The sequence below is a fragment of the Sphingomonas sp. SDUR79 genome, assembly GCF_056821745.1.
In genome coordinates, this window is the sequence record NZ_JBPDIN010000002.1 from 16666 (window position 1) to 29364 (window position 12699).

13 protein-coding genes are annotated in these 12699 nt (G+C 63.3%); all 13 read right to left on the reverse strand.

Annotated features, from left to right (window positions below; genetic code table 11):
- On the reverse strand, positions 1-1821 hold the full coding sequence (locus ACRYLO_RS19245) for a type IV secretory system conjugative DNA transfer family protein (RefSeq protein ID WP_482661790.1): 1821 nt from the start codon (positions 1819-1821) through the stop codon (positions 1-3).
- Positions 1793-2803 (reverse strand): P-type DNA transfer ATPase VirB11, encoded by a 1011-nt coding sequence (gene virB11, locus ACRYLO_RS19250; protein WP_482661791.1) that lies wholly within the window; start codon positions 2801-2803, stop codon positions 1793-1795. Before virB11 ends, ACRYLO_RS19245 begins: the two co-directional genes overlap by 29 nt.
- Positions 2800-3957: a type IV secretion system protein VirB10 gene (gene virB10, locus ACRYLO_RS19255; protein ID WP_482661792.1), complete on the reverse strand. Its 1158-nt coding sequence runs from the start codon at positions 3955-3957 to the stop codon at positions 2800-2802. The genes virB11 and virB10 overlap by 4 nt, the downstream gene beginning before the upstream one ends.
- A gap of 40 nt (positions 3958-3997) precedes the next feature.
- Positions 3998-4837, reverse strand: coding sequence for a TrbG/VirB9 family P-type conjugative transfer protein (locus ACRYLO_RS19260; RefSeq protein WP_482661793.1), 840 nt, complete (start codon positions 4835-4837; stop codon positions 3998-4000).
- A complete protein-coding gene (locus tag ACRYLO_RS19265; RefSeq protein WP_482661794.1) occupies positions 4834-5526 on the reverse strand; it encodes a VirB8 family type IV secretion system protein in 693 nt (230 codons plus the stop codon). The genes ACRYLO_RS19260 and ACRYLO_RS19265 overlap by 4 nt, the downstream gene beginning before the upstream one ends.
- A gap of 401 nt (positions 5527-5927) precedes the next feature.
- Positions 5928-6935, reverse strand: coding sequence for a type IV secretion system protein (locus ACRYLO_RS19270; RefSeq protein WP_482661795.1), 1008 nt, complete (start codon positions 6933-6935; stop codon positions 5928-5930).
- A 28-nt stretch (positions 6936-6963) separates the two neighbouring features.
- Complete coding sequence (locus ACRYLO_RS19275; RefSeq protein WP_482661796.1) at positions 6964-7266, reverse strand: hypothetical protein; 303 nt, start codon at positions 7264-7266, stop codon at positions 6964-6966.
- A complete protein-coding gene (locus ACRYLO_RS19280; protein WP_482661797.1) occupies positions 7266-7979 on the reverse strand; it encodes a type IV secretion system protein in 714 nt (237 codons plus the stop codon). Before ACRYLO_RS19280 ends, ACRYLO_RS19275 begins: the two co-directional genes overlap by 1 nt.
- Positions 7980-7991: 12 nt before the next feature.
- Entirely contained in the window at positions 7992-10382 is a 2391-nt protein-coding gene (locus ACRYLO_RS19285; RefSeq protein ID WP_482661798.1) for a VirB4 family type IV secretion/conjugal transfer ATPase, read from the reverse strand.
- Positions 10375-10719 (reverse strand): VirB3 family type IV secretion system protein, encoded by a 345-nt coding sequence (locus ACRYLO_RS19290; RefSeq protein ID WP_322790382.1) that lies wholly within the window; start codon positions 10717-10719, stop codon positions 10375-10377. The genes ACRYLO_RS19285 and ACRYLO_RS19290 overlap by 8 nt, the downstream gene beginning before the upstream one ends.
- Positions 10720-10782: 63 nt before the next feature.
- Positions 10783-11085 carry a TrbC/VirB2 family protein gene (locus tag ACRYLO_RS19295; RefSeq protein WP_482661799.1) on the reverse strand — a complete coding sequence of 101 codons (303 nt, stop codon included), beginning with the start codon at positions 11083-11085 and terminating at the stop codon, positions 10783-10785.
- Positions 11086-11150: 65 nt separating this feature from the next.
- Positions 11151-11840 (reverse strand): lytic transglycosylase domain-containing protein, encoded by a 690-nt coding sequence (locus tag ACRYLO_RS19300; protein WP_482661800.1) that lies wholly within the window; start codon positions 11838-11840, stop codon positions 11151-11153.
- Between the two features lie 494 nt (positions 11841-12334).
- Complete coding sequence (locus ACRYLO_RS19305) at positions 12335-12622, reverse strand: hypothetical protein (RefSeq protein WP_482661801.1); 288 nt, start codon at positions 12620-12622, stop codon at positions 12335-12337.
- Between the last annotated feature and the right edge of the window lie 77 nt (positions 12623-12699).

A 12699-nucleotide genomic window follows, 5' to 3' on the forward strand; every position in this document is an offset into this window, starting at 1 on the left:
TCACCGCTCCTGTTCGATCACACCTACAACCTCGTTTCCCTGTCGCTCGGCCGACACGTCGATGAGCATGTCCGGATGATCCTGGGTGACGACGCAATCCATTGCGAACGTGAAGGGATCAGGGTCGGTTAGCTGGTCGAATGTCGGCATCACGCAATCAGGCAAGTCTTCATCGTCGCGCAGCGTTCGCGGGATCGGCGGCACTTCCGGCGCCGGATGCACGCGAGCCTTGAAAAGTCCGTCCGAATAGTAGCGGATCTTGTCGCCGTGAATCGGCGGGATGCCGCCCCGCAGGAGCAGCAATTCGTCGTCGGGAAACTGCATCAGCTCTTGCGGGAGCAGGAGGGCGCGGCGCTGATCCGACATAGACTTGGAGCGGTTGGCGAGAACGCCGTGGATCGTCAGCGACTTGGTGACGGATTCCTGCCCAACATAGCCGATCCTTTCGGAAAGCTCATTTGCGACCCGCAGCTCCTTGGGGGTGAAGGCGACCTCGACGCCGCAGTTGGCGACGATTTCGTTGGCGACATGCTCGCCATAGACGGCGCGGAGCTGCGATCGGGACTGGATCACTGGCAGGAGGCGGATGCCGTACCCGGCGACGTAGGAAAAGGCGCTGGCGATCACCTGTGCGCGGCCGATCCTCGCGAACTCGTCGAGGATAACGAGAACCTTCAGCGGCGTCGCCGCATCAGGAAGGTCGCGCACGTTCAGATCGACGAGCTGCTGGAACAAGAGATTGTAGAGGGGGGCCACCCGATCCAGCTCGTCGGGCGAGACGCCAAGATAGATCGATATGGGCTTGGTGCGCAGCTCGCGCAGATCGAAGTCGCACTCTTCCGTCGCCGCATCAACGCGCGGATTGAGCCAGAGGCTCAGCTTGGAGGTGACGGTCTGGACGATGCCGGCGAACGTGTTGTCCGCCCCCGACGTGAAGTCGGCGAGCGCGTTGCGGCATCCCTGCGACAGATCGAGCGAGCGATCATCGAGAACGCGGCGGAAGAACCCCCGCGTATCGCCCGTTGTCATCAGCCGGTAAATCGCGCCAATGGTGAACGGCTGATCGGCAACTGCCAAGTAGGCGCCGACGCCAACAAAGGCGGTTCGCGCCGAATCCGTCCAGAAGGGCTCGCCCCTTTCGGGGGGCACGAAAAGCATGGTGGCGATCTTCTGCAATTCGATCACAACCTGGTCGGGATCGGTGCGGTCGATATAGCCGAGCGGATTGTAGCGGGCGGTCCGCCCTTCGGGATCGGTCGGGTTGAACAGGTAAACCGCCTGCCCGTAGGTCTGGCGAAAACCCGCCGTGGCATCCCAATTTTCCCGCTTCACGTCGAGAACCACGACCGATTCCTGCCATGACAGCAGGTTCGGGATGACGATCCCGACGCCCTTGCCCGAGCGGGTAGGGGCCTCGACGATGCAGTGTTCGCTACCCCCGAACGTGAGGAACTTGCCGCCCTTCTTGCCGAGGACGATGCCGCTGTCTGCCCGGAAGCCGGCGCGGCGGATTTCGCCTTCCTTTGCGAAGCGGGCGGCGCCGTGCAACGGCGGCTTACGCTTCAGCACCCACCACAGCATGAGGCCGGCGATGATGGCGCCAACTAGGCCGCCTCCGGCAAGCGCCTTCAGCACCACCGGATCGTGCCGATAATACCAGAAGAAGCCCGGCATCTTGAAAATGTCGAATTTCGCGCTGGGGAGGCCGAGGTAGATCCACGCCACGACCGACGTGATGAGGAAGGCGACGACGATCGCGACGGGGATGCCCATCGCGAGGATGGTGCCCTTCCTAGGCTGCATGACGCCCTGCAGGATCATAGTAGATTTCGGTAATCTGAAACTCGCCTTCCTCCTTCTTCATCTGCACCACGACGTCGACGAGGATCTTCAGCAATGAGCGTATGTCATCGCGCGCGAGATCGGCGCCGCCTTCGCTCTCCTTCACCAGCAGCGTCAGTTGCTCAAACGCCAGCTCGGCCGAGTCCGCATGGATTGTCGTGATCGAACCGGGATGGCCGCTGTTGACGTTGCGGAGATAGAAGAACGCCGTCCCGTCGCGCAGCTCTTGGAGCAGGATGCGATCGGGCCTCATGCGCAGCGCGCTTTCCAGCAGCTCCTTGGCCGTCACCTTGGCGGTGCCGTTGCCGTCCTTGCTGTAGATCATGTGGACGACGTTCTTGTGAGGCACCACCAGCTCGCGCGTGTCCTCGATCGTCAGAAGGCGCTCATGCTCTGGAATGAGCTGGATAAGGCCCTTGGAGAACGTCGTCTTGCCCGAGCCCGTGGCGCCGGAAATCAGAATGTTGAGCCGGCTGCGCACAGCCAGCTCGAAAAACTCCACGTGCCTGCCCGCGTGGAGCAGGCCGAGCAGCTTTTCTTCGACAGGGCTGACCCGCTTGCTCGCGACCTTTGTATGCGCAAACAGGCCGCTCGCCTCAAAATCCTGCATCGTGAGCGTCTTCGTCGACGGCTTGCGGATCGTTATCGACACCGTGCCGTCGGGCACGACAGGCGGCAGCACGAGCTGGACACGCTCGCCGGTCGGAAAGATCGTCGAGCAGATCGGATTTTCGCGCGTCACGTCCTGCGATGTGAAAGCGGCCGCTGCCCGGGCCAGTTGATTGAGCGCGTCGAGCGTCAGATCGCCTTCGCTCTCCCAGGTCCAGCCTCCGCGTCGCTCGACGCCGACGATCGTAGGTTCATTGATGATGACTTCGGTAACGCCATCGTCATCGAGGTAGCGCCGGAGCGGCCGAACGGCGTGATCGAGGATCGCCGTGTTGCGGAACGGCGCGTTCATTTCAGGCCCAGCCCATAGACTTGCGAGAAGTCGAAATCCTTGGCGACTGTGATCGCCAGCTCGGTCCCCTGATTCACCCGCACAATGGGGCGAATGTTCTGCGTGTCTTGGAGAATTTGCGACGTTGTGTCGCCGGGGGTGCGGAACACCGTCGAGCCTTGCGGACTGACAGCCTGGCCGGCGATTTGCCCGCCCGCGTCGAGGACGCTGAACAGCATGGCGGCGCCGAAGCGCTGCCAGAAGAAACGATCGACCTTGCCGGTGATGCCGGCACGGCCGAGCGGATCGGAGGCCGGCGAACCTATGTCGATCGCCACGCCGCGAGGTGTGACGGCACGGGTCCACATCGCAAAGAGCCGATTTTGCCCGCGCTGCAACCCGCCCTGATACTCGCCGAAAACGCGCGTCCCTTTCTCGAGAAGCACGACACGGCCGTTATCCGAATACACATCTCGAGGAATGATGCAGGTCGTATAGCCGGGCACGCCGCTATCCATCGCGGTTTGCAGCGTGCAGGGGATGATCGCCCCCGCAGTGACGAGATAGTTGCGATCCCCGATCATGCGGGCCGAGGCCGTGCCGATCGTCGAGGTTTGCTTTAGCGTGTCGAGGTTCGTCGCCTTGGGCGGCGCGCTGTCGCCAACGTCCTGCGCATTGCCAGCGCCGGCGCCGGTTACGCCGCCCAGGGCGCGGCTCACGCCCTCATTGGCATTGTAGGCGATCAGGGTTGAACGGCGGGCGTTGTCGCGCAGGGTTCGAGCTTCCGTCGCGCGTCGTTCCGCCTCGCTTGCCGCACGGCTCTGGCCTCCCGCCGATCCATTCGGCGTGATCGGCTGACCATCCGGGCCGATCGCCGGCACCTGTTCGCCGGCGAGCTGGACGGGCGCGTTGGGATCGCGCGGCGCCGTCGCGAGCGTCGGCGCGATCACCGAATTGGGATCATAAGGCGCCTCCGCAGCCGGGGGCGGTGCCTTTCTCGCATCGAGGGCCTTGTTGCCGCTCCCCGAGCCGGTGACGAGAGACAGCACGCCGAAGACGATCGCCCCCGCCAGCGCCGCGCCTACCACCATCTTCTTGTTGTCCCACTGGACCGCATTGAGCGAGGGAATGCGGTTCGGACGATCGGCCGCAGGGGTGCGGTCGATTTCGTTCACGTCGGGCGTCGCATCGACGTCGAATCTCTTATCGGACACGTCAGTTCTCCGTCGTGCGCTCGACCGCTTCCGAGGCCGTGTCCGTCTTGGGATCGCGGCCGTAGAAGTTCGGGCTTTCGTTGTAGATGCACAGCACCACCTTCCCCCGGCGGAGGCGCATTTCCTTGTAAACGCCGTGGATGACCACGAACTCGTCGCGGACGTCGAAAGGCGCCGTTGCCTCGCTCCCGTCCGGGTTGACGGTGAAGATGGCGGGGATCTCGCGCTGGTTTGGGAAGCGCAGGACCGTGAATTGCCCGTTATCGCTGACTTCGGACGGTTGCAGGTCGGATGAGCCCTGGACCTTGTAGTTGAGGTTCCGCGTCCCTTCGAGGACGCCTATGTCGAGGGCTGACTTGATCGCGCCGTTCTGCGCAGCGAGCGCCGCGGCGAGCTGCTGGCGCTGCGCCGCCAACCGGGCCTGCGCCGCTTCATATTCGGGGTAACGGAGCCGGACCTTGAAGAAGGTGCCCGGCGAGCGCGATGACGCGACCGCTGAAAGCTCGAACGTGTAGTTGCGCTTGGTCCCCTGGAAATCCGTCACCACGATCAGGTTCGTGGCGCCGGCACGCTCGCGAGGCTTGACGAAGAGGGAGTTTTCAGCCGGCGCGACCTCCCACGACACCGTGTCACCCATCGCCACGAACTTGATGACCTCGCCGGGGGCGAACTCGATCTGCGTCGCGGTCCGGAACGCGCTCCGGATTTGAATCACGTTGCCGTCGGTATAATTGACCTCACGGATACGGGCATCGGGGCCGCGCTGCATCGGGGTCTGCGCCAGCGCAGGCGTTGCCGACACGGCGCCAATCGCCGCAGCCAGGAGCAGGATCGTCTTCATCGTGCGGGAACCTCCACGTCGGCCCGGTATGTCTTCACCTGAAATCCGAGCGGATTGGCGTATCGGCCGGACTCCGTTTCCGGCTTCGACAGCACATCGAAAGTGATGGTCGCGATCGCCGGCGTCTCGATCACCTGTTGATCGCGCTGGAGCCGCTTGATGAACCGGACCTGCGCGACGTTGGGCGAAATGAAAGCAACCGAGCGGATCGCCACGAACACCGCATCGCTGGCGGTGAACTGATTTTGCGGGGAATCCGGGTTGTCCTTCTTGTAGAAGGCCGTCCAGCGGTTCTGTTCTTCCCGCGCCGATAGCGCCAGCACCTTGCGAAAGAACTCCTCGCGCGCTTGGGGAATCCACCCTTCGCGAGCGCGCACATAGTCGGCGAGGAAATACTTACGGATCGCCTCGTCATAGGTGATGGTCCTGTCGCCTCGCAGCTCCTGGGTGACTTCCGTAGCGCCGGTCGATCGATCGACCGTGACGACATAGGGAACCACCGTCTTGAGCGGCGAGAGCGCCAACACGGCCGCGGCGCAGATCGCAGCGAACGCCATCGCCACGATGGCAACGATCCACGCGATGCGCCGCGAGCGGACCGCAGCAACGAACCGATCCCTGTCCCAGCTTTCCGCTTCCGCGAAATAAGCCTTCAGATCTTCCTCTTTGTCCTTCACGCCGATCGCCATGTCAGCAGCTCGCATATGAGGTTTGGAGCGCCGCGGTCGGGCCGGCGCCGGGGCTGACCGCACCGATCGCCGGCACCTTCTCGTTTCGTGACGTATCCGGCCCCGTCGGCCCCGGCGCCGCGTTCTCGGGAGGGAAAAGGTTGGTTGTGGGGGGAGGCGATGGCTGCGCCGGGGGTGTGCCACGTGGCACACCCCCCTCGGGCGACGCCGCAGCGGCCGACACAGCGTTCGGCGCCGGAATCGTCGGCAACACCGTCCCATATGGGTTCGCAGGCCGCTTCTGCCGCCCGTTGCAGCGGGGCAGCTTTTCGTCCTTTGCGGCGCTTGCCGGGATTGACGGAGTGAGGGTCGCGAGGGCGAGAAAGGCCAGTGCCGAGCCGAGCTTCATGCCGGGTCTCCCGTTAGCTGTTGTTGTAGAGGGTGCCGCCACCAGCGGCTCTTGCTTCGGCGCGACGAGCACGATTGGCCTGCCAACGGCTGATCGCTCTTTGCGGCGCGTTCGACCAAGCGCGGCCGAGCATCGGCGCGACGTTCCCGGTCGCGGCGTTCGCGAACTGCGTCGCGAGCGACGCGCCTCCGCCACCCAAGCCGGCGGCCATGCTCGGTATCTGCAAAAAGAAGAAGAACCCAAGCGCGTAGAAACCGAGTGCCTTCACCGATGCGAGGATCAGCGAGTCATCCTGCGTGATCGCGTCAATGAACGCATCGGCCGCATTGGAGATGAAAACCGTCACCAGCAGCGCGAAGGCTACGAGAATGACGTAATTTACGATGCTGCCGAGCCACTGGAAAAAGAACGGCCGCGTGGAGTCGAACAACAGCGCGGCCACAAAAAGCGGACCGACCGCCGCCAAGAGCGCCAGTGCGAAAAGGGCGAAGGCACATATCGCGAAGCCGAGAGCCGACGCCAGCAACGCGGCCAGCATAATGACGACATTGATGATTTCGCTGACGATGATTTCATCCCAGTTGTTCGGGATGCCGACGAGGTTTTCCCCTTCCTCCGCGGTGTGTGCAGCAACGATCTCTTTGATGTTCGCGATAGCGCGAACCGCGCCCTTCAAAATGCCGTCGAAGAAGCCGCCCAGGCCATTGACGTCCTGCGCGCCTACGGCGTTCGCAACCTCTCTCGGCAGGCCATCCATAGCGAGCAGCCCGACCGAGGCACCGTATAGTGTCGTTACCGCGAAGACGAGCGCCGCGAGCTTCATGCCGCGATAGACGAACTCACGGAAAGGATATTCGACCGCGCCTCGCAGGATCGCGAAGCCGAGCAGGATGATGTAGATCGTCACTCCCACCCGGAGCGGACCGGAAATCCAACCGATAACCCCTGCATAGGTGGCCATCACGCCCGCCAAAGCAGCGTTGAGCTGGTTGAACATCTCGGTGTAGATATTGAAACCCATCATCCGATCCCGGATTGTTCAACCTCAATTAGATACCGGCTTCCTTGCGGAGCTTGTCGGTCTCGGCACCATTTGAGATTGAAGTTTTTGCTGCATTCACACTGTTGCAATTGCCGATCACCACGGCAGGCCATGAAGCGGGCGGGCGTTGAGATGCCCGCCATGCGCCACAAATCGCCTCCATCTCCGCGAGTTCATCGCGATGCTGGAGGTAATACTTTGTCGTCCGCGCCGGCATGTCAGACCGAAGCTCGCCATTCTCAGAGGCCGAGTCATTCTTGCCGCAGGCGGCCAGCATCAAAATACAGGGGATGAGCCAAGGCCATTTCATCACGGATTGACCCCGGCCTCAGTCCGCAGCTTGTCAATCTCGGCCTTGTTCGACGCGAGGCTGCGCTGATAGTCGGCTTGCGCCTTTGCACGGCGTTGAAGCTCGATTGCCTGCAAGCCCATCTGATCGTTCATCATCTGCGCGGTTTCGAGCTGGAGGCGCGCGGACATATCGGCTCGCTCGGCCGCCGACGTCGAGCTGTTGAGCCGGGAGCGCAACTCTTCCAGGCCCTCGCGCCGGCTCGTAACGGCATCGCCGACGTTGCTTGCCAGACCCGTCGAAACGGCCGCCTCGCGCGAGCCCTGCTCGTATGCGGCCCGCTGCGCGGCCGTCATCGTTTGCGGCCCACGGCCGATGAGATCCTGATAGACGTCATTGGCCTTGCCCCGAAGGCCGCCGATGACGTTGAGATCGCCATTGGTGTAGCCGTCGAGGCTGCTGGACGACACGTTGCTGGTCCGCAGCACGTCGTTCTTGAGCTGATTGGCGACGTTGCCAATGTCGGTCATCTTGTTGAGGTCTTGGTAGAGCTTCTGCGCTTCTTGTATCTGAGCGGCGCCCTGCTGGATCACCTGCACGCCCTGTCGCACTTGCTCGATCTGCTGGAGGATCGAGCTAACATCATGGACCGGAATGCCCTGTGCGTGCGCCGAGCCGGCCACCAACAGCGCCGATCCCGACAGCGCGAGAGCGATAATCTTTAAGCTACGCATGTCCCTTCTCCTTCAGCTTGGACGACGACGTTGGTGGAATACGGGGAGCCAGTTGGCGGGGTCCGGGCCGAACTCGGCCGCAGCCGCGACGGCGATCGGCGTCGTCTCGGCCCGGCCTGAAAGCACGGCCAGCTCGTCATCGAGGCCGGTTAGGTCCAGCTCGACAACCACGCTGTCGTGCCCCTGTTTGACGAGGAACTTGCGCGACTCCGGCGACAATTCCTCGCGGATGAGCTGATATTCAGCGTCGGTGAGGGAGAAGCCCTCCACATAGTCGCGGCGCGCGCCCTTGGGGTTCGGGAGCATCACCTGGGTCGCGACCTGTTCGAGGATTGAGTGCGCAATATCACTCTTGAGCGCGTCAGCCGGCGACTGCGTGGCGAACACCATCATGGCGTTGCGCTTGCGATAGGTCTTCAAGCCGTCCTGCGCGAAGCCCCGGAATGCTTCGTCCTGCAGTGCCTTCCAGAACTCGTCGATGGCGATGATCGTCCGCTCGCCGGTCAGGAGCTTGTCGATCCGGTGGAACAGGTAGAGCATCAGCGGCGTGCGGACCTCGCCGTTGTCGAGGAAGTCCGTCATGTCGAAGCCGATGAACCGCGCATCGAGCGTCAGCAGATCGGAGGGGTTGTCGAAAACCCACCCCATCGATCCGCGCGACGTCCATTTTTCGAGACGGGCGCCGATGCCGCCAGCATCCGCCATGCCGAGCATGGTGCGCAACGCATCCAGCGAGCGATCCTCCCGAGGCAACCGCATCACGGCGGCAATGCCCTCGTCGATCAGGCGCTCTTCCTGCACCGTGATCGGACGGCTTTCGGCGCGGACGAGCTGGCGCACCCACAGCGACAGCCAGGCCCGATCCTCCGACGTGTTTTCGAGCGCCTTGAGCGGCGCGAACCCGGTCGGTTTCCCGTTCTCGAGCGTCAGATAGGTGCCGCCGGACGCCAGCACGAAAATCTGCGCGCCGCGATCCTTGTCGATGAAAATCTGGCGTGCGCCGGTCTTCTCGGCCTGCGCCATGAGGAAGTTGACGATGACCGTCTTGCCGCCCCCGGTCGGGCCGACGATCAGCGTGTGGCCTATGTCGCGCTTGTGGAAGCTGAAGAAATAGGGACTGCGCGCACTCGTCTTCATCAGCGCGATCGCGTCGCCCCAATGGTTGCCCGTCGGAAGGCCAGCGGGATAGGTGTGGAACGGCGAGAAGGCCGCGAAATTGAGCGACGTGATCGGCGCCGGCCTCGCGCGCCACGCGAAATTGCCGACGAGCTGGCTCCAAAAGGCGGCTTCCAGCGCCGCCCCTTCCCGCGCCGCGACCATGCCGGTGTCGGCCAGCGCCGCCCGCGCGATCGACATATTGTCGCGCAGCCCTTTCAGGCTGTCGGAATAGACCGCGAGCGTGAAATGATGATCGCCCAGGACGAAGCGGTTCGACATGAGATCATCGGCCGCGTCGACGAGATCGAGCATCTGACTGACGGCGCGGTCGTCGGCGTTCTCCATCTGCTTTTGCCGCAGCCGGAACCGCTCCGATGCCGCAGCGCGGCCGAGGAAGGTGAAGGATTGCGTCAGAACGAAGCCGAAATCGACCGCGAGCAGGGACTCAAACTGGCGGGGCGTCGTGAACGCCGGATATTCGCGGATGCCGAAGATCCCGCCGAAGGCGCTGCGATCGGCGTCGCGGACCTCGACCGTCTCCCCGCCGAAAATGACCCGCTGTCGATAGAGGGCGCTGCCAAGATGGCCGCGAATGATCGGGACGCGCCGGTGCCGCCCCGTCATCACCATTTCCACGACCTCGAGGGTTTCCGAGAACTTGAGGCCGTTGTGCCCGTAGATCGCGAGCCGGCGCGGCGAGCAGCGATCCATCAGCTTCTCGAAATCGCGCGCCTTGTCCTCCAGCGCCTCCAGCAGATCGGCGTCGACCTCGTTGGCCTCCGCTTCCGCCTTCGCCTTGTTCTTGAAGAGCTGGACGAGCTTGTCGGCGCCGTGGACCGAGGGACGCAGCACCAGCGTCACGAAGAAGCGGTTGATGAACAGCCGCTCCTTGTTCATCCGTGCGAAGTAGGCGGCGTCCAGCTCGCGCGCGAAGCGCGAACGGAAGTTGCCACCGGGATATTGCTCGACCCGCGCGCGCACGAGATGCGTCCAGATCGACAGGCGATCGTCATGCAGGTTGCGCAGCATTCCGTTGAGTTTCGCGTGCCAGTCATTCAGGTCGCGCACGTCGGCCGTCTCGAACGCGCGGCCCTGCAGCTCGAATGTCAGCATGATCGCGCCGGAATCGAGCATCACCATTTCGTCGGTGACGTGCCGCGCATACGGGAGGAACTTGGTCGGCATCACTTCCTTGAGCGCGACCTTCATCGGCACCTGGTCCGACAGGCGATTGGCCCTAGCCATTGCGGCCGAACCCCTTTCGTTTGATGCCTTTCAGGGGGAGCGGCGTGTAGCTCGACCCACCCCAAAAGGCGCGGTTGCGGTTGGCGGCCTTGGTGCGACCCCATAGGAAGATCAGGCGGAAGGCGTTGACGTCGTGCCGCACCACAAGGCGCGAAATGCCGAACATCACCGCGGCGACAACGCCCCCGTAGATCGGGTTCGTCGTGCCGATCAGGGTGATGACCGAGGCCAGCAGGATCACCACCGCCGCCTCGATCGGGATGCCCGCGAACAGCGCGGGGCGCGTCACCGCCAGAAAAAGCGGATTGCGCGCCATCACTTCCCGTTCTTCATCCACGCTACGCACTCCACACGGAACAGGCGTGGGCGGGGCGTCATTAGCGCCCCGCCCTGATAAGGATCAGGCTCCGGTGTTGAGCTGATCGACGATCCACGGCGCCGAGAAGATGATCGCGATGCCAATGATGACCGTGACGAGCGCGCCGGTGTTCACCCGGCCCGTCAGCCATCCGAAACCTGCCGCGATCAGCGCCAGGATCGCGACGATGCGCAGGAGGCCATTGCTCAGCAGGCCGAGGACCGCGTTGCCGAAGCTCTCCAGATTGGTTTGCGCGAAGGCCGGTTCCGCCGACAGCAGCGAGGTCAGCGCCACCAGGCTGAACATCGACAGCAGCCGCGAAACCTTGCGCTGACGCGGCGTCATTGCGTCGACACGCTTGGTCACTCGGGCTCGCAGGGCGAGCGCCGGCCCGCCGAATGATACGAGGTTCATCGGTTTTCTCCTTCTCCGGCGAGACGGGCTCGCTCAAACTCCGCCCTCGCAAACACGTCCCACGATGGCGGCGGTGGTGGCGGCGCAGTCTTTGGCTGCGCGCTTGCGGACGTGTTTTCCTCGACCAGCGCGGCGAGCTGCGCTGCCGCGCTCGATCTATCGCCGATTATCGTTGTGCTGGAGGCCGCGCTGACGCGGGCGGCGACGGGCTGGATGCCGTCGGCGAAGCCGGCATTGCCGACGACCTTGCCGACATAGCCATTGGAGAAGCCACGCGACTGTGACCCGGTGTTATACATGGACAGGGCGATGCGAAGCGCGCGCTGCGGGTGCAGGCCCGCGCGCACGCTATGATAGTTGCCGGACAGCACGGCGCCGGCAGCGGCGATGTTCGTGCAGGGATCGAACACATTGTCCCATGTCAGGCCGAGGGCCTTCATGTTCCGCGAGTTGATCTGACCAAGCCCGAGATCGACCGAATAGCCTTTGTCGACATAATAGCGGGCGGTCTGGACGGCCTGCGCGACGCTCGTTGCGGGCGCGGGTTGTCGATCGAGGCCGTTGACGCCAATCGCCAGCTCGAACCCGTGGCTTTCGGTCTGGACGATCGCCGCGATGGTGGCGGGCGCCACATTAGGCGCGCATTGCGCCGCGAGACCCATGATGACCGCGGCGGGGAGCGACATTACCGCTCCAATGTCTCTGACCCTAGCGGGCCGCCCGGCTGTGCCGTCGCCTCCGCTTGGGCCACCTGTGCCGTTGTCGGCACCGTGTAGCGGGTCCGGGTGCCGTCGGTCATCGTCATCACGACGTAGCCAGGCCGCCCGTTCTTGGGTTTGGTGTAATCCGCCTTGCTGACACCCCCGGCGCTACAGGTCGGGAATCCACCCCCGAGCGCCAGATGCGAGATCAGCTTTCGGATCGGCGGAACACACTCCGCGAACTGCATCCACCCGCCCGGGTTGCTCGCGCAAAGCAGGACTTCACAAGCCCAGGTATTTTCCGCTCGCGCGGGCGCCGGGCTAAGCGAGGCTGCGACAAGGCCCGAAACTGCTAGGGTCGCAAATAAGCGATTACCCATGTTTTCACTCCTCTCGTGAAAACAGGGTAATTCGCTCTTGGGCCGCTGCCTAGTCGAAAAATGACGAAATGTTCATAGTGGCTCAAACAGTCCGTCGTCTCAAAAGGCCGTCTCGTCGCGCAGCCCGGCAATCGGATGCACGTGGATCACGCCTTCATAGCCGTAGCCCAAAACAATATGCCGGATGGCGTTAGAAGCCTTTTTATACAGCCGGATACGCTTCTTATCGTAGAGACCTACATGGTAAAGCGACGTGCCACGCCAATTTACGCGAACATTGATGTGCCACTTGCCCGAGTCATGCTGACAGACATGGACGTCCGTAATAGAGCCCCCCGGAGGCCGCTGCGTCGTCAATTCGCGCTCTAATATAAGTTCAAATTCCACCGCTACCCCGCCAAAGCGATTTGATGTGTTTTCGCTGGTGCTGTTTGCTCCCGCGCGATAGCAAGTATGCTTCCTGC